Source organism: Brevibacterium daeguense, assembly GCF_021729135.1.
Lineage (GTDB): Bacteria > Actinomycetota > Actinomycetes > Actinomycetales > Brevibacteriaceae > Brevibacterium > Brevibacterium daeguense.
On sequence record NZ_JAJTWW010000015.1, the window covers coordinates 103619 to 126454 of the forward strand.

A 22836-nucleotide genomic window follows, 5' to 3' on the forward strand; every position below is an offset into this window, starting at 1 on the left:
CCGCAAGATCTTGCGGTTCGCACCTTTCCGACCAGAAGAACCGGGCATTCAGCGCTGCTTGCCGTCCGAGACCTCGTCCCCCTCGAGAGGCGGCGGGACAGGTGAGCCCTGGGGCGCCTCGGCGGCGCTGTCGTCTTCGTCACCGGCGGTCGAGGGTCCACCACCGGCGGCCGAGGGCGTGTCGCCATTCTCCGGGACCCAGCCGTCGGCCCACTCACCCGTCTGGAAGTCGAACTCGACCGGCTCGCCGTTCTCGTCGGTGCGCTGGTACCACTCGGTGTAGTCCGCGTGGGTCGAATCGATCTCCGCCCCGGCGCCCTCGCCCGGCTCCGCCCTGACCACGTGCAGGCTGAAGTCGTCGTCGTATCGGTCGACGCCGGCGACGACGGCCTTGCGCACAGCCGCCTCGGCGTACTGCTGCCGCAGGGTGTGGGGATCGGTGCGCAGCTCGCGGATCCACGCGATGATGATGAGGATCATGATGACGGCGAACGGCACTGCGGTGATGATCACGAGCGATTGCAGCCCCTGGAGCGCCGACTCGTCGCCGAGCAGCAGCATCACGAGGGCGATCCCGCCCATCACCACTCCCCAGAAGACGACGATCACCTTGGGCGGGTTCTGACCGCCTCGGGTGGTGAGGATGCCCATGACTACAGAGGCGGAGTCGGCGGCGGTGATGAAGAAGATCGCGAGGATGGCCATGATCACCACGGGCAGCCAGTCGCCGAAGGGGATGTTCTCGACCATGGCGAAGAGCACTTCGGGCGGGTTGACCCCCTCCTCGCCGACTTCGAGCAGCCCGTCGCGGTACATGAAGATGGCGGTGCCGCCCATGATCCCGTACGCGACGAACAGCAGCGATGAGGGGATGAGGATGACGCCCAGGATGAACTGCCGGATGGTGCGGCCGCGGGAGATGCGGGCGATGAAGACGCCGACGAACGGCGACCACGAGATCCACCAGGCCCAGTAGTACACCGTCCACGTCGACTGGAAGTCGACCGTCTCCTGGCCCCACGAGGCGGAGCGGGCCATCATCTCGAACATCGATCCGAAGTACTCCATGACGGCCGACGGCAGCAGGTTGAGGAGGAACAGGGTCGGGCCCAGGATGAAGAGCATCCCGGCGAAGCCGATCGTGAGCACGATGTTGATGTTCGACAGATACCGGATCCCGCGCGAGACCCCGGACACCGCTGAGATCACGAAGCCGATCGACAGCACCGCGATGATGAGGACCATGGCCGTGTTCGTCAGCTCGGAGGCACCGGAGAGGATGACGGTGCCCTCGCCGATCTGCAGGACCGCGATCCCGAGCGCGGCCGCGGTGCCGAACAGCGTGGCGATGATCGCGAAGATGTCCACCAGCTGGCCGGCCCAGCCCTCGGAGCGCGTTTTGCCGAAGAGCCGTTCGAAGATCGAGGACATCAGCAGCGACCGTCCGCGCCGGTAGGCCGCATAGGCGACGGCTCCGCCGACCAGGGCGTACATCGCCCAGGCATGGAATCCCCAGTGGTAGTAGGTCTGGGCGAGCGCCTGGTGGAGCGCCTCGGTGGATTCGGGTTCGTTCGTCAGCGGCGGCGGGCTGATGAAATACGTCAGCGGCTCGGACGGACCCCAGAACATCACGCCGATGCCCAGACCTGCGGCGAAGAGCATCGCGACCCAGGAGAAGGTCGAGAACTCCGGCTTCTCACCGTCCTTGCCCAGCGGGATCTTGCCGTAGCGGGACACGCTCAGGGCCAGCAGAGCGACCAGCACCACGGTGGCGACCGCGTTGAACAGCCAGCCGAGGTGCGTCATGGTCCAGCCGTACATCGCGTTGGCGACGGTGCCCACGCCGGCAGGATCGGTGATGCCCCAGATCACGAAGGCGACCGTCAGGGTGCCCGCGATACCGAAGACGATCCTGTCGACGCCGTAGCGGCGCCGCTGCTCGTCGATCGCGATGCCGGGCACCAGCGCCGGGTGGGTGTCGTGCGGGTAGGTGGGGCGCTGGTAGTCGAGGCTGCGGATGACCTCGCCGGGCCGGTGGCGGAACCGCTCGGTTCCGGCGCGGCCGTGCTGCCGGGTTGCGGTGGTGCTGCCCGCGGCGGTGCTGTCCGAGGCGGTGCTGCTCGCGGCGGTGCTGCTCGCGGCGGTGCTGCCCGCGGAGGCAATCGCTTCGGCGCCGGCAGGGGCGCTGCTGTCGTTCGGCCCGATTCGCGGGTTGTCGGGAATCGGCGGGGTCTCGTCGCTCATGCAGGCGCACCTCGGTTCGGATAGGCGGGATCTGGTCGAGTGATTGCGCGAACTCCGGCGATTGCTGCACGGATTGCAGGAGTTCGAGGCTCGCCCCACGCGACTCGTCAAGAATCAGACCGGTCCCACCTTAGTCAGGCGGGCGGATGAAACCAGTCAGGCGGGCGGATGAAACCAGTCAGGGAACGATTGGCACCACAGCCTTTCGCGCTGCGAACGCGAGGGTGCTCAGCTGAGGGTGTCCGGTTCCCTGTGCAGGAGGAAGAAGAAGGGGGAGTCGAGCCCGCGCAGATCCATCGCGCCGAGCAGTGTCCGGTTATCGAGGCGCCGGAAATGGTCATTGATCGGCTGCGCGTCGTAGATCATCGTCGCGGTCGAGACGCCGCGGTATTCGACCATGCGGAGTCGCGCCTTCGGCCGCCGAGTTCGGATCAGCGGCAGAGCGAGGCGCCCGAGGGCGGCGGTCGCGGGGTGGTGCACGAGCGAGGGCAGCCTCAAGGCCAGCTGCAGGGGAATGACAGCCGGCTCCACGGCGAACAGCGAACCACGCCTCCTCGGACCGCTCCTTCGAAGCACTCGCTTCCCTGGAGCAGGCTTCCTGGAGCCAGGCTTCCCGAGACCAGGTGTCTCAGCGCCAGCCTTCTTGGAGCCACTCTTCTTGGAGCCAGGCTTCTCGGCGCCAGCCTTCTTGGACCCGGGTTTCTCGAAGATCAGCGGATCGACCTCCTCGGCGGACGCGAAGCGCTTGCCGTGCCACCCGTAGGCGCCGAGCAGCCCATCGAGCGGACTGCCGGTGGGCACCTCGGACCCGGTCCATCGACCGAACATCTCCTCGACCCGCACGGCGGGCAGGGAGTCGAAGACTGCGAGAGCCTGAGCTGTCGACATGCCGCGCCGGAGTTCCGCGGTGACGGTGCCCGAGTGCTCTGCCCCGCTCGTGGTGATGGTCTCAGTGATCATGGTGCGCGTCTCCTCATCGCCGCCGACCGGCCGGCCCATCCTCATCGCCCGGCCGAACCAAAACCGCTCCTCAGGCCCGGCCGTACCAGCGCGCGATGTCCGGGGAATCCGGCCAGCCGGCGTAGGCGTCTCCCTGCGGCCAGCCCTCGGGCACGTCCTGCCATTCCTCCTGTCGACCGTAGGGCAGCAAGTCGATGAGGGGGAAGGTGTGCGACACCTGCTCGGTTCCCCGCCCGTCCGTATGCCAGGTCCGGTAGACGTCCTTGCCGTCGCGCAGGAAGACGTTGAGCGCGAAGCCCCCGTGCGGCGGCGCGCCGACGTCGGCGCCGAAGCTGCTGTGTGCGGTCGAGTACCAGGTCATCCGGTTGCCCACCCGGTCCCGGTAGGCCACAGCCTCGTCGATCGGCCCCTGGGTGACGATGACGAATCGCGCGTCATAGTTGCCGAGGAACTCCAGCCGAGTGAACTGCGAGGTGAAGTACGTGCAGCCGCCGCACTGGTACTCCTCCCCGGGGTGCCACATGTGGCTGTAGACGATGAGCTGATGCCTGCCCTCGAAGACATCGACCAGGCGGACCGGGCCCGAGGCGCCCTCGAGCGTGTAATCCGGCATCCTCACCATGGGCAGACGGCGTCGCTGGGCCGCGATGGCGTCGAGTTCGCGGGTGGCGGCCTTCTCCCGCTTGCGCAGGGCGTCCAGCTCGGCCTGCCAGGTCGCCTGGTCGGTGATGCGGGGGAGCGCCGGGGCGCGGTCGTCGGGCTGCATCGATTCGCTGGTGGTCATGGTGTCCCTCCTCAGCCGAGCTTCTCCCTCAATCGAGGCAGAACTCGTTGCCCTCCGGATCACGCATCGTGATGAAGCCGAACTCCATCGCCGCCGGGTTGGGTTCCACCCGGTAGGCGCGGGTCGCTCCGAGCGCTTCCAGCCGGCCGGCCTCCGCCTCCAGAGTGGCCATTCGCTCGTCACCCTCCAGCCCGGGTGCGGTACGGAGGTCGAGGTGGAGCCGGTTCTTCACGGTCTTGCCCTCGGGCACCCGCTGGAAGAAGAGCCGCGGACCGGTCCCCTCGGCCGGGATGATCGCCGAGCGGGAGTTCCACTCCTCGCGCGGGACGCCGAACGCCGCCAGGGCCGCATCCCAGGATTCGAAGGCCCCGGGTGGCGGTTGCAGCTGATAGTCGAGCGCCTCGGCCCAGAAGGAGGCGAGCGCACCGGGATCGGCACAGTCGAAGGTGATCTGGACTTCTTTGGCCATGCGCCGATTTTCTCAGATCCGAGCGAGCCGCGGAAGGGGGATGCTCAAGGAGCCAGCGGCGGCGGCACCCGCAGCGAGCCGGAGCCGGCAGCCTCGAACGCCGCCGCATACCCGAGCAACGCGAGGTCCGAGTAGCCGGCTCCCGCGAAGGTCAGCCCGACCGGCATCCCCGGGTCCTCCATGCTCCCCATCGGCACGGTCACGGTGGGCAGCCCCACGTGGCGGAGGGCGTAGTTGCCGTTGGAGAACACCACTCCGTTGGCCCAGGCGAGGTCGGCGGCCGCCTCGTCGACGTCGGCGTTCGCCGGGCCCACGTCCGCGTTCGCGGGGAAGACGATAGCGTCGAATCCGTGGGACGCCATCCACGACTCGACGAGCTCCTCCCGCAGCGCGACGATGGCGCGCAGCCCGCGCGCGAACTGCGGATGCTCACGCGGATCCGGGATTCCGGAGCGGGCGGCGTCGACGAGCTCCTTGAACCGGTCGTCGTGATCGTCCACCCGCTCGTACCGGTCGGGCAGCGCGCCCGGCGGGGTGGGGTAGATGTCCTTCGACTCGACGACGTCCAGGCTGGGGATCAGCGGATCGCCGTTGGCTCGCAGGAAGTCGTCCCACCCGAAGGCGAGGAAGCCGCCGAACTCGATGTCGGACCAGTCGCTGGGGAGGTCGCCCAGGTCGCCCAGGAACTTCTGGCCCGGGCGGTCGCCCTCGTACTTCGAGATCAGTGGGAAGTCGGTGACCACGACTTCCGCCCCGAGGCCCTCGAGCCGGGCCTGCGCCCGTTCCCACAGGTCGAGGATGGCGGGCCGGACTCGCATGGGATATGCCGGATCCTGGCCCAGGTACATGGCAGGCACCGCGAGGCGCCTGCCGCGCAGCGCCTCGGGATCCTGCAGGTCCAGGTAGGACTCGGGCCGATGCTCGCTGGGCTTAGGGATCCTGACGACGTCCTGGTTCCGCCAGAAGTCGCCGCGCGTGATCGGATCGTCCTGGACGAGGACGTCGAGGAGCCGCAGCATGTCCGGCATCGAGCGGGTGTGCGGCACGACCACGTCGCGCGCCGGGAACAGCGGCCAGTTGCCGCGGATCGACAGGATGCCCCACGAGGGGGTGTAGGCGCACAGGGCGTTGTTGGAGGCGGGGCTGCGGCCGGAGGACACGGTCTCCTCGCCCATCCCGAACATCGCCAGGTTCGCAGCCGTCGCGACGGCGGAACCGTGCGACGACCCCGAGCCGTACGCGGCGGGCAGGTACTCCCGGTTGTACGGGCTCTCGGTCCGGCCGTAGAGGCCGCGCTGCATTCCGCCATCGGCCATCGGCGGCATGTTGGTCTTGCCGATGAGCACGGCGCCGGCCTCCCGCAGCTTCTCGACGGAGAAGGCGTCCCAGTGCGCCACGAGGTTCCTGAACGCCGGCGAACCGGCCGCCACCGTCAGGCCCTCGACCAGGTAGGAGTCCTTGACGGTGAACGGAATGCCCTCCAGCGGCCGAGGCGCCCCGGCCTCCCAGCGGCGGTCGGACTCCGCTGCATCGTCGAGCAATCGCGGATTGGGCACCACGATCGAGTTCAGGCCATCGGGTCCCTGGTCGTAGAGGTGGATGCGGCTGAGGTAGATCTGCGTGAGTTCGGTGCTGGTGATCCGTCCCTGCCGGAGCGCGTCGAGGGTGCCGGCGATGTCGGCCTCGACCACCTCGAAGGGCGCCTCCGGCTGTGCTGATCCATCGACAGCGACGTCACTCATGCGTGTTCACTCACTTCCTCGCGGGGCGGCCGCTGATTCTCCTGCTGCGGCCACCATGGCACCGTCGATGGTGAGTGTGCCATATCGCCGAGGCGCTCCGGCGGGCGGGCTGACCGAGGTCGGGCGGGCTGACGAGAGTCGGGCGGGCTGACCGAGGTGGGGGACGCCTCGGCGACTGGTCACTTCCGCCAGAAGATGTGGTGCGTGACGCCGCTGGGGCTCGGCACGACGTCCAAGTGGTACCTGTCGGTCAGCTCCTCGGTCGATTCCCACAAGCGCACTCCGCCCCCGAGCTCGATGTCCACCACGGCGACGTGCAGGGTGTCGACGAGGTCCGCGTCCAGGAACTCCCGGATCGTGGTTGCTCCGCCGCCGAGCCGGACATCCTTGCCCTGCGCCGCCTCGCGGGCCAGTGCCAGGGCGTCTGCCGGCTCTCGGTTGACGAAGTGGAAGGTCGTGTCGCCCAGCGAGAACGTCGGCCGCTCGTAGTGGGTCAGCACGAAGACCGGGGTGTGGAACGGCGGCTCGTCGCCCCACCAGCCGAGCCATTCATGGTCCTGCCAAGGGCCGCGCAGCGGGGAGAACTTGTTGCGGCCCATGATCTCGGCGCCGATGTTGTGGCTGAAGTCCCGGGTGAAGTAGTCGTCGAGCCCGCGACTGCCGCCGGGATCGGTGCGGTTGGGCCAGCTGGCAGTCGCGCCGGCCCACGACATGAAGCCCGCGGGGTCGGCGTGCCCGAACGGCCGTTCAAGGCTTTGCCCCTCGCCGGCTCCGTAGCCGTCGCGTGAGACGCAGAAGTTCTGGACCTTCAGCAGCTGTGCCATGGCGTTCTCCTGAGCTGGTTGCATTCTCTGCGGGGGTGTCCTACGACAGCGGCGCCCTACGACATGGGTGCCCGATGAGATGGATGCTCCATGAGCTGGGGTTCCTCGCTGGTGGCAGTCACGCTACTCGCGAATCCGGGTCGCCTGTACCCGTTCAGGGGAAGTCGGCAGGATCGGAGCAGTTGCTGTGCCACCCGGTCGTCATCGGTTGCGTGACCCGCTCGGTGCTGCGGTGCACGCCGAGGAGCGACAAGCACTGCCTTAGCATCGACCCATGATCGACCTTCATCGGCTCGCAGTGTGGCGGGCGGTCGTCGCCAGCGGTTCCGTCAATCGGGCCGCGGCGAACCTGCAGTACAGCCCGGCGACGATCAGTCAGCACATCATCGCGCTGCAGAAATCCGTCGGCCTCACGCTCTACCAGCGCAGGGGACGGGGCATCGAACCGACTCCGGTGGGGTTGCGCCTCGCGGAGGAGTCCGCGGACGTGTTCGGCAGCGTGCGGCGGCTGGAAGCCATCCTCGAGGATCTGCGGACGGGACCGAGCCCGCAGCTGACGATCGGCTGCTTCTCCTCCGCCGCCAAGGAGTGGCTGCCTGCCGTCGTCGCCGAGGTGGTGGCCCAGTTCCCGGATCTGCGTTTCGAGATCATGATCGTGCAGCCCGCCGAGGTGCCAGGGCGGCGTGCCAATGACATCGAGATCCTGCCGGAGATCCCCGCCGAGAAGCCCACGGTGATCCCCGGCTGCACTCGCGGCGAGCTGCTCATGGAGGAGTGTGTGCTGGTCGTCGCGGCCGACCACCGCTTCGCCTCGGCTGCCGAGGTGGCGATGGCGGACCTCGAACCCGAGGCGTGGGTCGACCCCGACATGCACGGCACGCCGGCCAACCGGGTCGCGGTCCTGGCCTGTCACGCCGCCGGGTTCGAGCCCCGGTTCACCGCAGGGTCCGATGACCACTACGCGGCGCTGGCAATGGTGGCCGCCGGCATCGGCATCACGGTGCTCCCGCGGCTGGCGGCGCGTGACCTTCCGGCGGGGCTGCGGAGCGTGCCACTCGTGGATCCGACTCCGAAGCGGCGCATCGCGCTGCAGGTGCGCGACTCGGTCGCGCACCTGGACTACGTGCAGGCGGCGGTCCAGCAGATCGAACTGCAGGCCGCGGCGTCCAGGGGCTGACTCTCGTCGGTCGGGCTGGCAGCCTCGCAGCGGGAGGGTGCGCGGCAGCGGCAGGGCGAGCCGGTCAGCCGAGGAGCCCGAGGCTCTGCACGGCCTGCTTGACCAGGAGGACAGCAGCGGCGAGGATCATCAGGGCGCCGGACACGCGGCTGACGACCTGTCCGACGCCGGGCCGGGTGACGAAGAGGCGGTCAGAGGCGTAGCCGAGCAGCAGGTAGAACATCGTCCCGATGAGCATGTAGACGAGTCCGAGGGTGGCCAGCTGTGCAGGAAGCGGCCACGGTGATGCAGGCTGGGCGAACTGCGGCAGGATCGCCAGAAGGAACAGCAGCGCTTTCGGGTTGAGGGCGGTGACGCCGGCGCCACGGCGCATGTAGGTCCGAGCGCTGAGAGGCCGCGGCTGGGCGGGTGCCTCAGGGCGCGGCGAGGGCAGCGGTTGTCCTGCAGTCGGCAGTGATGCTGAGCCTGTAGGCCCGTTCGAGGGGACTTGCGCGGCAGCGGCAAGTGCCGGTTCGCGGCTCGGCTTCGCGGAAGGGCCCGGTGCCCGAGCGGCGCCGTCGCGGTCGCGCCCACTGGGGGTGCCGGCCGTGGCATCCCCGCCGTTAAGGGCGTCCCCATGGTTCGCAGCGTCCCCAATGTTCATGGCGTCCCCACCGCTCGAGTTGTCCCCGTCCTTCCTGGTGCCGCGGAGGATGGCGATGCCCAGGTAGATGAGGTAGATCGCCCCCGCCAGCGTGAGAACTGTCAGTCCGAGCGGAGCCGCCTCCAGGAGCGGACCGACACCGAGCGCGACGGCGGTGACGACGAACGCGTAGCCGATCATCAGACCACCCACCGCAGGAGCGATGACTCGACTCCGTGCGCTCGCAGCGAGGACGAAGACCCAATCCGGCCCCGGGACGAGGATCACCGTCAGCGCGACTCCCGCGAAGACCAGCAGCACTGTCGGGTCCATGGATCACTCCCTGCTGATGAGTGGCGGCGGCAACGAAGGCCCGGCCGCCGTTGAATAGCCGCCGGAGACCCCGGCGGCTGAGAACGGACCTCTCGATTCTCTGTGGTCCCGACGTGTCAGGACAAGCAAGCAGAAGCATCCGACCATCAGCCACAGACTGATGGTCGGGGTGCGATGAAGAGTCCAGCTGCGCCGGCGAAAGACCCGTGGCAATGCCGTCGTCGCGCAGCGTTCACCTGAGGGCGGCTGCAACGTCATGGAGCTGACCTCGACCCGTAACCAGTCAGTCCGGTCCTGTTCACACTGCCTGTCTAGATATGTATACGTACCGATCAACCGGTGATAGGGGAGCAGAAAAATGGCAAGCACACGATCATCGAGGCGGATCACCACCGCCGTGTTCAGCCTGCTGGCTGCGGGCTCATTGGCGGCATGCGGCGGAGGAGAAGCTGAGGCGAACAGCGCCGACAACTCATTGCGCTTCGCCGTCACCGACCTCCAGGGGATGGAGGAGCTGCAGCGGGAATACGGTGCATTCCAGGACGTCTTCGAGGAGAAGTCCGGGATGGAGATGGAGTTCTTCGCTGTCACGGACCGCACTGCCGCGGCGGCCGCTCTGCAGAACGACGAGGTGGACATCGTGTTCACCGGACCTGCAGAGTACGTCGTCCTGCACGAACGCACGGACGCGGAGCCGGTCGTCGCCATCGAACGGCCCGGGTATCGCTCGTGCATCTACACCTCGGCCGAGAGCGAGGTCGACAGCCTTGACGACCTCAAGGGCGAGAAGGTGGCCATGAGCGATGTCGGCTCGACCAGCGGGCACCTCGGCCCCTCGCAGATCTTCGTCGACGCCGGAATCGACCCGATGAACGACCTCGAGGTCCTCACCGTAGGCGACACAGTCCACGAAGCGCTCAAGCGCGGCGACGTGGCCGCAGTCGGAATCGGCTGCCACGACTACGAGGAGTTCATGCAGACCGACGACCCCGCAGACTTTCCGATCCTCACCGAGGGCGATCAGCTGCCGCCGGACCTGCTGATGGCGAGCAGCAGCCTGGACGAGGAGAAGGTCGAGACCGTCAGGCAGACATTCACCGAAAACTTCGACGAGCTGCTGACCGCCATGCTCGAGGGCAAGGACAACGCCAAGTACGAAGGCGCCGCACTCGTGGAGGTCACCGACGAGGACTACGACGTGGTGCGCTCGATGTACCGTGCGATCGGCGCGGACGACTTCACCGAATTCGTAGGCGACTGACATGAGCGCAGCGGTTCAGCTCGAAGACCTGAAGATGCGGTTCCGGAACGGGCATCAGGCATTGGACGGGGTCGACCTGACGGTCGAACCGGGACAGCTGCTGGCCTTGACCGGCTCGAACGGCGCCGGCAAGTCGACCTTGCTCAGATGCATGGTGCGCCTGCAGGAGCCGACCTCCGGAATGGTCCGGATCCACGAAGCGGAAGTCACCGGCGCATCCAGCCGGGCGCTGCGGAGGATCCGCCAGGACGTGGGATTCATCTTCCAGAACTTCAATCTGGTGGACCGCGTGAGCGCTTTCAGAAACGTGACCAACGGTGCGATCGCGCGGCACGGCAGTCAATGCGCCGTGCCCGCGCTCGTGCCCAGCAGAGTGCGCCGCGAGGCCATGGACTGCCTGGAGCGAGTCGGCCTGGCCCATCTGGCGGACCGCCGGGTGGACACACTCAGCGGCGGGCAGCGACAGCGAGTCGCCATCGCCCGCTCGCTGATGCAGCGCCCACGGCTCATCCTGGCCGACGAACCGGTCGCCAGTCTCGACCCCGCGGCGGGCACCGCGGTGATGGAGCTGCTGCGCGACATCTCCGCCGAACGCGGGATCACGGTGATCGCCGCACTGCACCAGGTCGACTTCGCGCTTGACTACTCCGAGCGGATCATCGGCCTGCGGGCCGGGCGGGTCGAGCTCGACGAGAGCAACGATCGCCTCAGCGCAGAGCGGCTGCACGAACTGTACGGCCCGGCGCCTCTGACCGACTCCGGCACACGAGGACAGAGGCGATGAAGACCAAGCACACGAAGTCCGACAACACGAAGCCCCAGGACATGAAGACAGAGGGAATGAAGACGGAGGAGACCGTCGACACCTCCGCGCCGGCGCTGCGGAATGCCGACCCCCAGACGCCTGCTCGTTTCACACGACCCAGTGCTTTCGCCTTCGTCGTGCTGGTCGGAGCCGCCGCTCTGCTCATCCACGGCTGGACCCAGGGCGCCGTCGTCAACCCGGCTGAACTGGTCACCGGAGCCGGCAGGCTGGGCGACTTCCTCGCCGACGCCTTCCCGCCGGACCTCGACCGCGTGCTGCCGATCCTGCAGTCGCTCCTGGTCACCTTCGAGATGGCTCTCCTGGGAACCATTGTCGGAGTGATCCTCAGCGTGCCGCTGGCGATCGCTGGAGCACGGAACACCTCACCGCACCGGAGTCTCTACTACCTGAGCCGCGGCTTCATCACCGTGTGCCGCACGATTCCCGACCTCGTCTGGGCGCTGATCTTCGTCATCGCCGTCGGGCTCGGACCGCAGGCAGGCGTTCTGGCGATCGCCGTGGACGTCATGGGATTCTGCGGTCGGTTCTTCGCCGACTCGATCGAGGAGATGGACAACGGCGTACTCGAGGGGGTGCGCGCCACCGGGGCACCGGAGCACTCGGTGATCTTCGGGGCGGTGCTGCCGACCTGCATGCCTTCCTTCGTCGCCACCTCGATGTTCGCCCTGGAGCAGGCAACCCGCTCATCCGTGGTGCTGGGCCTGGTCGGCGCCGGGGGAATCGGCGTCGAGCTCTCCGTCTCCATGGCACTGCTGCGGTATGACGAAGCCATGACCATCATTCTCGCAATCTTCATCGTGGTGCTGGGCGTCGAACGACTCTCGGCCGCCATGCGTCAGCGCATCCTCGGAGGTGGATCATGAGCAGCCCGGCTCCGCTGGTCAATCGGTACTCGTCCATACCGCTGTACAAGCAGATCGAAGCCCATCTGGAGCGGGATATCGAGGAGAACCACAGCCCCGGTGACCAGCTCCTCTCCGAAGCCGAGCTCGCCGACAGATACGACGTCAATCGGCTGACGGTGCGGCAGGCGCTGGCGGAGCTGGTCCGGCGCGGTCTGGTCGAGACGATCCGCGGCAAGGGCACCTTCGTGGCGTGGCCGGTCGTCCGCTACGACATGTCGACCGGCCAGGACGCCAGCTTCACCCGCACGATGCGGGAGCGCGGTCACACGGTGGAGACACGGCTGCTGAAGTCCCGAACCGATGACGACCCGGAGCTGCGGCAGCAGCTCGACACCGAGTCACCCCTGGTCCGGACCGATATCCAGCGCCTCGTGGACGGAAGGCCGTGGTCGCTGACGTCCACGTGGACCGTGCCGGGACGATACCCCGGCCTGGAGGAGAAGTGGCAGGGCGAATCGTCCCTGTACCGCGTGCTGCACGAGGAGTTCGGGGTGCGCATGAAGCGCGCCACCCGATCGTTCGCGGCGCTGGCGGCCAGCGCCGAGGACGCGGAGTGGCTGATGATCCCCATCGCCACTCCGATCCTGCAGGTGCGCGGGCTCAACGTCGACCAGCACGGCGCGCCGGTGGCCGTCGTCGAACACCACTATCCCGGCGACCGGGTGCAATTCACGATGGAGGCACAATGATTCCCGAGGTTCCCCCCACCGTGGGGGAGGCAGCCGCGGTCTCTGCCGAGCACCGCTACGAGTGCCTGGCGGCGGCTCCGCAGGACGAGCTGGAAGCGCTCGCCGACCGGGTGCTCGCCCGTGATCCGCGAGTCCGGGTGGTCTCCGGGCCGCAGACCGTGAGCGCGCCGGTGCGAATGCCGGTACCGGGCACCGAGCACACCACCAGCGTGGTGGGACATGCTGCGCTGAGCACGTGCACGGTGGAGCTTGCCGGAACCCGAGGAGACGGGATCCGCATGGGCCGCGACCTGGCCGGCGCGATCGCCGCAGCCGTGTGCGACGCCGAGGCCGACCGGCGGGGCGCGCTGGCGGCCGAGGTCGAGCGGCTGTGCTCCAGTGCGAGGACGGCGCGTGCCGAGAGGGCCCGGCAGCGTGCCGAGCTGGTGTCCTCCACCCGCGTGGACGGCGACCTGTGATGCCCGCGCCGGCAGCGCATGCTCACCAGTGGGACGCGGTGCACGACAGTCGCGAGGTCTTCCTCGCCTGCCTCCGCGCGCAGTGCGCGCCAGGGTCTGCGATCGGGCCCGTGCCCGGACCGGGACGGTGCGCGGACCCCGCGCTCGACACGGCGTCCGCAGTCCTCCTGTCGCTGCTCGATCCCGGACTGACGCTCGCGGTACCGGACATGCCCGAGGCGCCCCTCGCCTGGCTCTTCGAGCAGACGGGCGCGACACCCGCCTCGGTCGACGACGCCGACTTCGTCCTGGTCACGGGCGATCTGCCCGGGGTCCTGGAGTCGGCGCAGCGCGGAGACCGCCGCCACCCGGAACGGGGCGCCACCATCGTGTTCGCCGGCGATCATGCCGCCGCGACAAACTCCTCGGTGACCCTCACCGGGCCCGGGATCGAAACGCGGCTGCGGACATCCCTACCGCTCAGCGACGAGGCGATTCGGTCGTGGACGACGGTCAATTCCGAGCTGCCGCAGGGAGTCGATCTGGTGCTCGCCGGTCCCGCGCAGGTGATCGCGCTGCCCCGCACCTGCCGAATCGACAGGGAGGCGGACTGATCATGTACGCGACCATGAAGGAGACGGACAGCGTTGCCGCTGCGCGCGCGTTCGCGGAATACGGTGCACAGGGTGCGGAGCATGCACGGCTGCCCATTCTGGAGGAGCAGATCTGTGCTGAAGCCGGGATCTGGGCCCCGGAGGTCGCCGGCCGCGCCGCGCGCCAAGCGGGCGGTGACATCCCGCGGGCCGTGGCGCTGCTCAAGGTCTGGGCCGCTGCGCTGCCGCATGTGGCGGCGCTTCCGGTCGAGCCCGCCGACGTCTGCATCCTGCGCCGACTGTCGTCCGCCTACTCCGAGATCCCCGGCGGGCAGTGGCTGGGCGTCGCCCCGGAGCTGGCGTCCCGGCTGCTGGACTGGAGCGACGAGTCCGCGCATCCCGTGGCCGAGGCGCCCCGCCGGCACCAGCACGAGCCCGAGCACAGCGCCTCGGACGGGGAGACCGGCGGCCTGATCTCGGCCGGCGCCTCGGACGGGGAGACCGCGAACACCGCCGAGCGGGCCGGCGGAGCCGATGCTCCGACTCGCGCGGAGACCCCACGGGTGCGTTCGCTCCTGCGGGACGTCCCCGTCGCCGCTGTCCCGGAGGATTCCGACGGACACGATCCGGCGCTCGGCTCACCCGGCGTGAGCCACGACCGGGCGACCCGCACGGGCATCATGGCCCGCGGTGAGACCGCGAGCCTGGTGGCATTCGCTGCGCTGGTGCTGGGTCGGCGCCGGGAAGCCGTGCTCGCGGAGATGACGACCGCGGACGTGACCGTCCGGGTCCGGCACCCGCGCACAGGACGGCCCTGTGCAGTTGCCGAGGTGCCGATCGTCGAAGCCGAGGCCGTCATCGACGCCGAGGTCGAGGGAAGAGCCGGCTTTGCCATCGGCTGGGGCGCCTCGCTCGGTTCGATCGAACGGCGGGCCATCTCGCTGGCGCTGCTGGACGGTGCCATGCAGGCGGACGGAGACCTCGAGGAGCCGCTGATGCTGGACGAGCCCACGCTGCTGGGTGCGACTGACGGCTCCGCCAACAACGGATTCGTCGAGCACCTCCGCCTTCCGCACCACGCGAGCTTCGGGTCCTACCTCTCGCAGGCGAGAACCGACAGGAATGGAGAATCGCAGGCGAAAGCCGACGGCCACGGAGAGTCGCAGGCGAAGGTCGACGGGAATGGAGAGATGACATGAGCGATGCTCCGACTGTCGCGAGCCTGGCCGCCGAGCACGGACAGAGCGAGGCGTACGCGTACCTGGACGAGCGGACGAAGCGCAACGTGCGCCGGGCGCTGCTCAAGGCGCTGGCGATCCCGGGCTGGCAGATCCCGTTCGACTCCCGCGAGATGCCGGTGGCGCGCGGCTGGGGCAGCGGGGGACTGCAGGTGACGCTGTCCCTCGTGGGACCGACCGACACGGTCAAGGTCATCGATCAGGGCGACGACTCGTCCGCCAATGCCTCGTCCATGCGCTCGCTCATCTCCCGCACCTCCGGCTGCGCGGAGACGACGGTCACGGAGGAGGCGACGATCATCCAGAGCAGGCACCGGATCCCGGAGATACCGCTGCGGGGCGACCAGGTGCTGGTCCTGCAGGTGCCGCATCCGGAGCCCCTGCGACGGGTGGTCACCAATGACGCCGTGGCGCTGGAGCACCACGCGGAGCGGGACTACACCCCTGCGTGGCTGGACCTCTACGACGACGAGGCCCGCCACGGCGCTCCCCGCACCGGCGCCGACTATCCCGTGCTGGTCGAGGGCACCACGCTGATGAGCCCCAGCCCGATTCCCCGGTACGACGTGCTGCGTCTTGGCAACCGCCCGCACGCGACTCTCCTCGGAGCCGGACGGCGAGCTCGCGTGGCCGCGCTGCCGCCCTTCACCTCGGTCGAGCCGCTGGTCTTCGACGACCGCCCGCTGCTGGCCGAATCAGCCGCCGAGCCGTGCATCCGGTGCGGCTCGATCGACTCCTACCGCGTGCAGAGCGGCGGTCGCTATCAGCTGGCGGCCGAAGCCGGGAACGGCCCGTGGTGCTGCAGCGACGTCGACGCCTGCCGAACCCGAAGGAATGATCCGTGAACCCGACCTCGACCGCCCAGGCGGCTGCCGCCCAGTCCGCAGCCGCCCATGCACCCGCTGCCGGGCCGACCGCGGCCGCCCAGGTGCTGCCGCCCCCGCCGCTGCTGTCCGCCCGTGGGCTCTCCCGCCGCTTCGGACCGGGGTGTGATCTCTGCATCGAGCTCACCGGGGACGCGGGCGCGACCAGCCGCTGCCCCGCCTGCGGCACCGTCGTCGCCGTGCACGACGTGTCCTTCGACGTCGGCGCGGGAGAAGTGCTGGGCATCGTCGGCGAATCGGGTTCCGGGAAGACCACGCTCCTGAGCCTGCTGCATCTGGATACCCCTGCCGATGCCGGCTCCATGGTGGTCGACGGCTACGGCGACCTCCTCCGGTCCCGGACCTCGGATGCAGAGCTGCGGCGCTCGGCGGTGGTCATGGTTCACCAGAACTCGCTTGCCGCCGGGCTGGCTCCCCGCCTGGCGGCCGAATCGAATGTCGCCGAACGCCTGCTCCGCACCGGCTGTCGGAGCTTCGCCGAGGCGCGTGCGCGTTCGCAGGACCTGCTGGCAGAACTCGGCATCCACCCGTCCCGGCACACCGATCCGCTCGAGACGTTCTCCGGAGGGATGGCCCAGCGAGTGCAGCTGGCCCGGGCGCTGGTGAATCCGCCCCGGGTTCTGCTGCTCGACGAGCCCACGACCGGGTTGGACCCGTCCGTCCAGGCGGACCTGCTGGAATCCGTTCAGCGGGTGACGGACCGGCTGGGGTCGGCGACAGTGGTCGTCTCCCACGATCTGGAGGTGATCCGCATCCTCGCCGACCGGGTGCTGGTCATCCACTTCGGGCGGGTGGTCGAGGACGGCATCCCCGAGCAGGTCTTCGACGATCCCCAGCACCCGTACACCCAGCTCCTCGTCGCGAGCAGGCTCCGATGACGGCCGTCCTGACTGCGACCGGAGTGGAGAAGAGCTTCGGGCCTGAGCGGACCGTGCTGGACGGCATCGACATCGCGCTGCTGCCCGGACAGCTGACGGTAGTCCACGGGGCTCGCGATGCCGGCCGCAGCACATTGCTGCGCTGCCTGACCGGCGGGTACCGGCCGGACGCGGGCCACGTGGTGCTGGAGCGCGCTGCCGGCAGCGTCGACCTGGCTGCCGCCGACCCTCGGACTCTCGCCTGGGTCCGCAAGCATCACATCCGGGACTTCGCCGGCCCCCTGGCGGCGCCGCCCAGCCAGGACGCCGCCTCGGCCGCGGCCCGGTCGGCGGCGCTCGAAAGGGAGACCGCAGTCGCAGGCCTCCGGCGGCTGGGCGTGGCCGAACTGGCGGAGGTGCCCCTGGGGCGGCTGCGTCGGACCGCGCGGCGAGCCGTGGCACTGACGGCAGCACTGCTGTCCCAGGCCGCAGTCGTGGTGCTCGACGAGCCGGACACCGCCGCTGATCCGGAGCGGGTGCTCGACTGGATCAGCGAACTCAGGGCAGGCGGGACGGCCGTGCTGGCTGCACCCTCCGACGCCCACCCATTCATCGCACGCGCATCCGCGTCCGCAATCCTCACCGAAGGGAAGATCCAATGGACCACACAATGATCGAGAACGTGACGGTGGTGCCCGGACACGGAGCCGCACCGATCGTCGGGGCGACCGTGACCCTCGACAGCGAAGGCGTCGTGACCGCCATTTCGGCTGCTGGGCTGTCCGGTGGGGACGAGCGCTTCCTCGTTCCGGCTGCCGTCGATCTGCACCTCGACAATCTCGCCGAGCGCCGCCGGCCGCGCGCCACCGTCCGGCTGAGTCTGGAGGCGGTGCTGTCGGTCCTCGACGCCGAGTGCGCCGCCTCGGGCATCGGAACGGTCTGCGTGGCGGCACGCTGCGAGGACGCTCCGGGCAAGGGCGTGTTCGTCGAGGACGCGGTCGAGCTCGCCGGGGTCGTGGAGCGGTTGGCGCCTCGGCTGGCGTGTGACTGGCGCATCCACGCGCGGGTCGAGGTGACCGACGACTCCGCTGTCGAGGCGCTGCGGTCCGTGCTGCAGGTGTCGTCCCGGGTCTCCCTGATCTCGGTCATGGAGCACTCCACCGAGCGCAGCCGGTTCGCCTCGCCGGCCGAGCATCGCGCCTTCTACGCCGCGGACTGGGGCGTCAGCGAGGACGAGGTCGACCGCATCATGCAGGAGAAGGCCGCCGGCGGCGCAGATCGGAACGCCCGACGTCAGGAGGTCGCGGCACTGGCCGCTGCCGCCGGCGTCGTGCTGGCCAGCCACGACGACCGGTCCCCGGAAGACGTCGAGGACGCCCACCGGCTGGGCGCACGCGTCGCGGAGTTCCCCCTCACGCTGCCGGCGGCCCACCGCGCACGAGAGCTGGGGATGGCCACCGTGCTCGGCTCGCCCAATGCGGTCCGCGGCAGGTCGACGTCGCCGGGGAACATCCTGGTCGCCGACGCGGTCAGCGCCGGAGCGTGCGAGGTGCTGTGCTCGGACTACCTGCCCTCGGCGCTGCAGTCCGCGGTGTTCGCCCTGGTCCGGGCCGGGGCCGCGCCGCTGGAAGCGGCGGTGGACCTCGTCTCGACCGCACCTGCCGCGGCGATCGGGCTGCCCAGCCCGTCGATCGAGATCGGGAAGCCGCTGACGGCCGCCTTGGGCCGTGTGCCCGACGGCGTCTTCATGGGCGAGGCCCTGTGGCGGGACGGCCGCCGGACGTTCGCGCGCTCGCCGGAGCCGATCTCCGCAGGCGCCGCCGGTTCTCCCGTCGAAGCCGGAGCTCAAGCATGAGTGCGGGCGATCGGGGGAATCCGCCGCATCCCGTGCTTGCCGCGGCAGCGGATGCCGCACTCGGTGCGTACCGTGATGCGATCCGTCGGCACACTCCTGCCCAGCTCGCCGAACATGTGCTCGACGGCGCGGACGGCACGCCGTCGATGCACATCGACGTGCTCGTGGAGGACGCCGTCATCGACGCCGTGACGGCTCTGGGAGCCAACGTGCTGTCGGAGGAACGCGGCTGGGTGGACCGTTCGTCCGCGCTGACTGTCGTCATCGACCCGGTGGACGGGACGGCCAACGCGGCCTCCGGAGTGCCCGTGTCCTGCTTCAGCGGCGCAGTGGCCGTCGACGGTGTCTTCACCCACGCGCTGACCTCGTGGCTGCACACCGACGATCGCTGGTGGGCGCAGGCCGGGGTGCCGTCCTACCGCACGAGCGGTCGTCGTGCCGCAGAAGGTGCCGCGGTCTCCCTGCTGCGCCCCCATGACCGGAACTGGGAAGCATGGAGTCGCGTCGCCCGCGCGGCCGGCCGCATCCGCGTGCTCGGGTGCAGCACGATGGATGCCGCGCTCGTCGCCACCGGCGCGATCGATGCGTTTGCCGATGCCGGCAGCGACACCCATCGGCTGATGGATCTCGCGGCAGCTGCCGTGCTGGTGCCCGCCGCCGGGGGAGTCCTCGTCGATGCTCACGGCCGGCCATTCGAGCTCGACCTCGACCTGACCCGGCGCTGGTCCGGGGTGGTGGCGGCGACGCCGGAGCTGGCCGACGAGATGTGCGCGCTGATCAACCTCGCATAGTCCCGGCCGCAGTGCACAGAAGGTCCCGCAGCCGTGTGCTGCGGGACCGCTGTGTCGGGGCAGCCTGTCGAATCCGCGGCCTGCGCCGCCTCTGCCGATGACCGCGACGCCGCGCGCCGATACGATGGTGGTGTCGTCAAGTGAATGGGGACCGAAAATGTCACAGCAGCCATACCGCGGCGGCACGCCGGTGCTGCCGCTCAAGGATCCGGGGCTCGCGCTGGTGCTCACGATCCTCGGCTTCTTCTTCATCGCCGGACTGCAGTACTTCTACATCGGGAAGATCTTCAAGGGGATCCTGTTCCTCGTCACGCTGGGATTCCTGTACATCGGCACGATCGTCTCGCTGTTCACCATCTCCGGGGAGACCAGGCAGGTCAACGCACGCCGCGCTGCTGGCCTGGTCTGACAGCGGGCCCGGACTGACAGTCTGCCTCCGTGTGGGGCCCCGGCCTTCTCCTGACGGTCTGCTCAGGGGAGCCTGACGGCCTGCCCCGACGATGCTCGGGCCGCTCGCTCGGCGGCCTGCCCCGGCCATGTCCGAACCGCTCGGTAGACTGGCCCGGTAAGGCCTCGGTTCGAGGCAACCCACATCGTTGAGGTGAAGAGAACTCATGCCAGCACTCGTGGTCGTCGGAGCCCAATGGGGGGACGAAGGCAAAGGTAAGACCACCGATATCCTCGGCACTTCAGTCGACTATGTCGTCAAGCCCAACGGCGGCAACAACGCCGGCCACACCGTGGTCGTCGGCGGTGAGAAGTACGAGCTCAAGCTGCTGCCGGCGGGCATCCTCACTCCCACCGTCACGCCCGTGATCGGCAACGGCGTGGTGGTCAACCTCGAAGCGCTGTTCGACGAGATCGAGATGCTCGAGTCCCGCGGCGCCGACACCTCGAAGCTGCGGATCTCCGCCAACGCGCACCTCGTGGCGCCGTACCACCAGGTGATCGACAAGGTCACCGAGCGGTTCCTGGGCAAGCGTGCCATCGGCACCACCGGCCGGGGGATCGGGCCGACCTACTCGGACAAGGCGGGGCGCATCGGGATCCGGGTGCAGGACATCTTCGACGAGTCGATCCTGCGGCAGAAGGTCGAAGGCGCTCTGCGGCAGAAGAACGAGCTGCTGGTCAAGGTGTACAACCGGCGCTCGGTCGAGGTCGAGGAGATCGTCGAGTACTTCCTGGAGTACGCCGACCGGCTGGCCCCGATGGTGGCCGACACCTCGCTGCTGCTCAACAACGCGCTCGACGAGGGCAAGGTCGTCGTGATGGAGGGCGGCCAGGCGACCATGCTCGACGTCGACCACGGCACCTACCCCTTCGTCACCTCGTCGAACCCGACCGCCGGCGGCGCTGTCGTCGGCTCCGGGATCGGGCCCACCCGGATCAACCGGGTGATCGGCATCGTCAAGGCCTACACCACGCGCGTGGGCTCCGGTCCGTTCCCCACAGAGCTGTTCGACGACATGGGCGTCTACCTGCAGACGCAGGGCGGCGAATTCGGTGTCAACACCGGACGGCCGCGCCGATGCGGGTGGTACGACGCAGTCATCGCCCGCTACGCCAGCCGGGTCAACGGCTTCACCGACTACGTGCTCACCAAGCTCGACGTGCTGTCGGGGCTGGACCGGATCCCGGTCTGCGTGGCCTACGACGTCGACGGCGTCCGCCACGACGAGATGCCGGTGAGCCAATCCGACTTCCACCACGCCAAGCCGATCTTCGAGCACTTCGACGGGTGGAAAGAGGACATCACCGGCGCCAGGACGTTCGAGGACCTGCCGGAGAACGCGCAGAAGTACGTGCTTGCCCTGGAGCAGATGTCCGGCTGCCGGATCTCGGTGATCGGCGTCGGCCCCGACCGCGAGCAGTCGATCGTCCGCCACGAGCTGCTCGACTGAGGCAGCGCCTCGCGCTCGGCTGCCGAGCACGCGGATCGCTGGGCGATCGCGTCGATCGAGCGGGAGGAAGCCGCGAGCAGCGGCTTCCTCCCGTTTCGTCGTCAGGTGCTGATTGACGCCGGCTGAGCGGAACCGCGCAGCGCGGACCGCAAGGTCTGCTGCTCCGCCGGGTAGTCCTCCCGGAAGACGCCGAGCTTCTGGAGCTCGGGAACGATATGGTCCACGAACTGTTCCAGGCCGTGCGGCAGGATCGGGGCCTGGACTGCGAATCCGTCGACGGCGCCTCGGCGGAACCAGTCCGCCATGGAAGCGGCGATCTGCTCGGGTGTCCCGACGAGGTACTGGTGACCGCGGGTGGATCCGAACGCCTTCTGCAGCTTCCGGAGGGTGTCGTGTCCCTGCGCAACCAGCTTCTGAATCTTCGTGTAGCGGCCGATCTGCCCTTGGAAAGCTCCGTCCGGCAGTGGCGGCAGCGGCTCGTCGAAGCCGTGGTCGGTCAGATCCAGGCCTGTGAAGTAGGCGATGAAATCCGCCACCTGAGCGGGCAGCACCAGCTCCTCGAGCTCTTCGAACAGCTGCTGTGCCTCCCGCTCGGTGGAGCCGATGAACGGCCAGACTCCTGGCAGGAGATTGATGTCGTCCGGGCTGCGACCATGGGCGCGCGCCTTCTCCCGGAGCTGATGGCGGAACTCCGCCGACGAATCGAAGGTCTTCTGCACCGAGAACACTGCGTCGGCGAACCGACCGGCGAAGTCCACTCCGGCGGAGGACCGCCCGGCCTGGAACAGCGCCGGACGCCGCTGCGGGGAGGGCGCGAGGTTCAGCGGCCCGGCGACGTGGAACTTCCCGTGGCCCTTGGGTCCGAAGTCGATCTTCGTGACGTCGGCATACAGTCCGCTGCGCTGGTCCCGAACGAGCGCGTCATCCTCCCAGGCCTCCAGCAGATCGAGCACAGTGCGGGTGTAATCTGCCGCGGTCTCGTAGCGCAGGTCGTGGTCGGGCAGCGTTTCAATCCCGAAGTTCTGAGCCTCGGCGTCCTGTGACGAGGTGACGATGTTCCACCCGAACCGCCCGCCCGACACGCTGTCCAGGCCGCTGATGATGCGTGCCAGGTGGTAAGGCGGGAAGAACGCCGTCGAGATCGTCGCGACCAGGCCGATTCGCGAGGTGTGCTGCGAGATCGCCGCCAGGGTGGTGATCGGCTCGATGTACTGCAGGGAGTTCACCGAAACGTACTCATTGAGATAGAGCAGGTCGGCCAGGAAGAACGAGTGGAACTTCCCGCGCTCTGCGATCTTCGCCAATCCGATGAAGTGCTCGGGATCAGCCTCGGCTGCGTAGGCCGGTGCGAGGCGATGCCGCCACGCCGATTCGTGGTGTCCTGCACCCAGGGGGAACGCGTTGAGAATCATTCCGTCAGCTGCCATTGCGATATTCACCGTTT

At 68.9% G+C, this 22836-nt stretch carries 23 protein-coding genes; 15 read left to right on the forward strand and 8 right to left on the reverse strand.

The window, feature by feature from the left end; all coding sequences use genetic code 11:
• Nucleotides 1-48 precede the first annotated feature (48 nt).
• The 6 genes from LXN01_RS12180 to LXN01_RS12205 all read right to left on the reverse strand — a co-directional run bounded on the left by LXN01_RS12180 (nucleotide 49) and on the right by LXN01_RS12205 (nucleotide 7023).
• Entirely contained in the window at nucleotides 49-2244 is a 2196-nt protein-coding gene (locus LXN01_RS12180) for a BCCT family transporter (protein WP_236865535.1), read from the reverse strand.
• A gap of 228 nt (nucleotides 2245-2472) precedes the next feature.
• Nucleotides 2473-3204, reverse strand: coding sequence for a DUF4334 domain-containing protein (locus tag LXN01_RS12185; RefSeq protein ID WP_236865539.1), 732 nt, complete (start codon nucleotides 3202-3204; stop codon nucleotides 2473-2475).
• Nucleotides 3205-3274: 70 nt separating this feature from the next.
• Nucleotides 3275-3988 carry a DUF899 domain-containing protein gene (locus tag LXN01_RS12190; RefSeq protein WP_236865540.1) on the reverse strand — a complete coding sequence of 238 codons (714 nt, stop codon included), beginning with the start codon at nucleotides 3986-3988 and terminating at the stop codon, nucleotides 3275-3277.
• Between the two features lie 28 nt (nucleotides 3989-4016).
• Nucleotides 4017-4457, reverse strand: coding sequence for a VOC family protein (locus LXN01_RS12195; RefSeq protein ID WP_236865541.1), 441 nt, complete (start codon nucleotides 4455-4457; stop codon nucleotides 4017-4019).
• A gap of 44 nt (nucleotides 4458-4501) precedes the next feature.
• The gene (locus tag LXN01_RS12200) at nucleotides 4502-6199 is read right to left on the reverse strand and encodes an amidase (RefSeq protein ID WP_236865542.1); all 1698 of its coding nucleotides are present in this window, start codon (nucleotides 6197-6199) and stop codon (nucleotides 4502-4504) included.
• A gap of 179 nt (nucleotides 6200-6378) precedes the next feature.
• Nucleotides 6379-7023 (reverse strand): dihydrofolate reductase family protein, encoded by a 645-nt coding sequence (locus tag LXN01_RS12205; RefSeq protein WP_236865543.1) that lies wholly within the window; start codon nucleotides 7021-7023, stop codon nucleotides 6379-6381.
• A gap of 274 nt (nucleotides 7024-7297) precedes the next feature.
• Here LXN01_RS12205 and LXN01_RS12210 point away from each other — a divergent pair, with 274 nt between their 5' ends.
• A complete protein-coding gene (locus tag LXN01_RS12210) occupies nucleotides 7298-8200 on the forward strand; it encodes a LysR family transcriptional regulator (RefSeq protein WP_236865544.1) in 903 nt (300 codons plus the stop codon).
• Between the two features lie 64 nt (nucleotides 8201-8264).
• On the opposite strand, the gene LXN01_RS12215 is transcribed toward LXN01_RS12210, so the two are convergent.
• A complete protein-coding gene (locus LXN01_RS12215; RefSeq protein WP_236865545.1) occupies nucleotides 8265-9155 on the reverse strand; it encodes a LysE family transporter in 891 nt (296 codons plus the stop codon).
• A 358-nt stretch (nucleotides 9156-9513) separates the two neighbouring features.
• On the opposite strand from LXN01_RS12215, the gene LXN01_RS12220 reads away from it, so the two are divergent.
• The 14 genes from LXN01_RS12220 to LXN01_RS12285 all read left to right on the forward strand — a co-directional run bounded on the left by LXN01_RS12220 (nucleotide 9514) and on the right by LXN01_RS12285 (nucleotide 21392).
• Nucleotides 9514-10416: a phosphate/phosphite/phosphonate ABC transporter substrate-binding protein gene (locus tag LXN01_RS12220; RefSeq protein ID WP_236865546.1), complete on the forward strand. Its 903-nt coding sequence runs from the start codon at nucleotides 9514-9516 to the stop codon at nucleotides 10414-10416.
• A 1-nt stretch (nucleotide 10417) separates the two neighbouring features.
• A complete protein-coding gene (phnC, locus tag LXN01_RS12225) occupies nucleotides 10418-11200 on the forward strand; it encodes a phosphonate ABC transporter ATP-binding protein (protein WP_236865547.1) in 783 nt (260 codons plus the stop codon).
• Nucleotides 11197-12105 (forward strand): phosphonate ABC transporter, permease protein PhnE, encoded by a 909-nt coding sequence (gene phnE, locus LXN01_RS12230; RefSeq protein ID WP_236865548.1) that lies wholly within the window; start codon nucleotides 11197-11199, stop codon nucleotides 12103-12105. Before phnC ends, phnE begins: the two co-directional genes overlap by 4 nt.
• The gene (locus LXN01_RS12235; protein WP_236865549.1) at nucleotides 12102-12836 is read left to right on the forward strand and encodes a GntR family transcriptional regulator; all 735 of its coding nucleotides are present in this window, start codon (nucleotides 12102-12104) and stop codon (nucleotides 12834-12836) included. The genes phnE and LXN01_RS12235 overlap by 4 nt, the downstream gene beginning before the upstream one ends.
• Nucleotides 12833-13294, forward strand: coding sequence for a phosphonate C-P lyase system protein PhnG (locus tag LXN01_RS12240; RefSeq protein WP_236865550.1), 462 nt, complete (start codon nucleotides 12833-12835; stop codon nucleotides 13292-13294). Before LXN01_RS12235 ends, LXN01_RS12240 begins: the two co-directional genes overlap by 4 nt.
• Nucleotides 13294-13887 (forward strand): phosphonate C-P lyase system protein PhnH, encoded by a 594-nt coding sequence (phnH, locus tag LXN01_RS12245; RefSeq protein WP_236865551.1) that lies wholly within the window; start codon nucleotides 13294-13296, stop codon nucleotides 13885-13887. Before LXN01_RS12240 ends, phnH begins: the two co-directional genes overlap by 1 nt.
• A 2-nt stretch (nucleotides 13888-13889) precedes the next feature.
• Nucleotides 13890-15065 (forward strand): carbon-phosphorus lyase complex subunit PhnI, encoded by a 1176-nt coding sequence (locus tag LXN01_RS12250; protein WP_236865552.1) that lies wholly within the window; start codon nucleotides 13890-13892, stop codon nucleotides 15063-15065.
• Nucleotides 15062-15949 (forward strand): alpha-D-ribose 1-methylphosphonate 5-phosphate C-P-lyase PhnJ, encoded by an 888-nt coding sequence (locus LXN01_RS12255; protein ID WP_236865554.1) that lies wholly within the window; start codon nucleotides 15062-15064, stop codon nucleotides 15947-15949. Before LXN01_RS12250 ends, LXN01_RS12255 begins: the two co-directional genes overlap by 4 nt.
• The gene (locus LXN01_RS12260) at nucleotides 15946-16866 is read left to right on the forward strand and encodes an ATP-binding cassette domain-containing protein (protein WP_236865556.1); all 921 of its coding nucleotides are present in this window, start codon (nucleotides 15946-15948) and stop codon (nucleotides 16864-16866) included. Before LXN01_RS12255 ends, LXN01_RS12260 begins: the two co-directional genes overlap by 4 nt.
• Entirely contained in the window at nucleotides 16863-17519 is a 657-nt protein-coding gene (locus LXN01_RS12265; RefSeq protein ID WP_236865558.1) for an ATP-binding cassette domain-containing protein, read from the forward strand. Before LXN01_RS12260 ends, LXN01_RS12265 begins: the two co-directional genes overlap by 4 nt.
• Nucleotides 17504-18700: an alpha-D-ribose 1-methylphosphonate 5-triphosphate diphosphatase gene (locus LXN01_RS12270; RefSeq protein ID WP_236865560.1), complete on the forward strand. Its 1197-nt coding sequence runs from the start codon at nucleotides 17504-17506 to the stop codon at nucleotides 18698-18700. Before LXN01_RS12265 ends, LXN01_RS12270 begins: the two co-directional genes overlap by 16 nt.
• Nucleotides 18697-19491 carry an inositol monophosphatase family protein gene (locus tag LXN01_RS12275; RefSeq protein ID WP_236865562.1) on the forward strand — a complete coding sequence of 265 codons (795 nt, stop codon included), beginning with the start codon at nucleotides 18697-18699 and terminating at the stop codon, nucleotides 19489-19491. Before LXN01_RS12270 ends, LXN01_RS12275 begins: the two co-directional genes overlap by 4 nt.
• Nucleotides 19492-19648: 157 nt before the next feature.
• Nucleotides 19649-19900 carry a TM2 domain-containing protein gene (locus LXN01_RS12280; RefSeq protein WP_236865564.1) on the forward strand — a complete coding sequence of 84 codons (252 nt, stop codon included), beginning with the start codon at nucleotides 19649-19651 and terminating at the stop codon, nucleotides 19898-19900.
• Between the two features lie 205 nt (nucleotides 19901-20105).
• Nucleotides 20106-21392, forward strand: coding sequence for an adenylosuccinate synthase (locus LXN01_RS12285; protein WP_236865566.1), 1287 nt, complete (start codon nucleotides 20106-20108; stop codon nucleotides 21390-21392).
• Between the two features lie 101 nt (nucleotides 21393-21493).
• On the opposite strand, the gene LXN01_RS12290 is transcribed toward LXN01_RS12285, so the two are convergent.
• Nucleotides 21494-22819, reverse strand: coding sequence for an NtaA/DmoA family FMN-dependent monooxygenase (locus LXN01_RS12290; protein ID WP_236865567.1), 1326 nt, complete (start codon nucleotides 22817-22819; stop codon nucleotides 21494-21496).
• Nucleotides 22820-22836 lie beyond the last annotated feature (17 nt).

Bases quoted from the DNA above. Each gene is read 5' to 3' on its own strand.
- LXN01_RS12180 (WP_236865535.1), bottom strand. From the start codon at position 2,244: ATGAGCGACGAGACCCCGCCGATTCCCGACAACCCGCGAATCGGGCCG.
- LXN01_RS12265 (WP_236865558.1), top strand. From the start codon at position 16,863: ATGACGGCCGTCCTGACTGCGACCGGAGTGGAGAAGAGCTTCGGGCCT.
- LXN01_RS12220 (WP_236865546.1), top strand. From the start codon at position 9,514: ATGGCAAGCACACGATCATCGAGGCGGATCACCACCGCCGTGTTCAGC.
- phnE (WP_236865548.1), top strand. From the start codon at position 11,197: ATGAAGACCAAGCACACGAAGTCCGACAACACGAAGCCCCAGGACATG.
- phnH (WP_236865551.1), top strand. From the start codon at position 13,294: ATGCCCGCGCCGGCAGCGCATGCTCACCAGTGGGACGCGGTGCACGAC.
- LXN01_RS12275 (WP_236865562.1), top strand. From the start codon at position 18,697: ATGAGTGCGGGCGATCGGGGGAATCCGCCGCATCCCGTGCTTGCCGCG.
- LXN01_RS12270 (WP_236865560.1), top strand. From the start codon at position 17,504: ATGGACCACACAATGATCGAGAACGTGACGGTGGTGCCCGGACACGGA.
- phnC (WP_236865547.1), top strand. From the start codon at position 10,418: ATGAGCGCAGCGGTTCAGCTCGAAGACCTGAAGATGCGGTTCCGGAAC.
- LXN01_RS12290 (WP_236865567.1), bottom strand. From the start codon at position 22,819: ATGGCAGCTGACGGAATGATTCTCAACGCGTTCCCCCTGGGTGCAGGA.
- LXN01_RS12195 (WP_236865541.1), bottom strand. From the start codon at position 4,457: ATGGCCAAAGAAGTCCAGATCACCTTCGACTGTGCCGATCCCGGTGCG.
- LXN01_RS12205 (WP_236865543.1), bottom strand. From the start codon at position 7,023: ATGGCACAGCTGCTGAAGGTCCAGAACTTCTGCGTCTCACGCGACGGC.
- LXN01_RS12200 (WP_236865542.1), bottom strand. From the start codon at position 6,199: ATGAGTGACGTCGCTGTCGATGGATCAGCACAGCCGGAGGCGCCCTTC.
- LXN01_RS12235 (WP_236865549.1), top strand. From the start codon at position 12,102: ATGAGCAGCCCGGCTCCGCTGGTCAATCGGTACTCGTCCATACCGCTG.
- LXN01_RS12215 (WP_236865545.1), bottom strand. From the start codon at position 9,155: ATGGACCCGACAGTGCTGCTGGTCTTCGCGGGAGTCGCGCTGACGGTG.
- LXN01_RS12250 (WP_236865552.1), top strand. From the start codon at position 13,890: ATGTACGCGACCATGAAGGAGACGGACAGCGTTGCCGCTGCGCGCGCG.
- LXN01_RS12240 (WP_236865550.1), top strand. From the start codon at position 12,833: ATGATTCCCGAGGTTCCCCCCACCGTGGGGGAGGCAGCCGCGGTCTCT.
- LXN01_RS12255 (WP_236865554.1), top strand. From the start codon at position 15,062: ATGAGCGATGCTCCGACTGTCGCGAGCCTGGCCGCCGAGCACGGACAG.
- LXN01_RS12185 (WP_236865539.1), bottom strand. From the start codon at position 3,204: ATGATCACTGAGACCATCACCACGAGCGGGGCAGAGCACTCGGGCACC.
- LXN01_RS12280 (WP_236865564.1), top strand. From the start codon at position 19,649: ATGTCACAGCAGCCATACCGCGGCGGCACGCCGGTGCTGCCGCTCAAG.
- LXN01_RS12210 (WP_236865544.1), top strand. From the start codon at position 7,298: ATGATCGACCTTCATCGGCTCGCAGTGTGGCGGGCGGTCGTCGCCAGC.
- LXN01_RS12285 (WP_236865566.1), top strand. From the start codon at position 20,106: ATGCCAGCACTCGTGGTCGTCGGAGCCCAATGGGGGGACGAAGGCAAA.
- LXN01_RS12190 (WP_236865540.1), bottom strand. From the start codon at position 3,988: ATGACCACCAGCGAATCGATGCAGCCCGACGACCGCGCCCCGGCGCTC.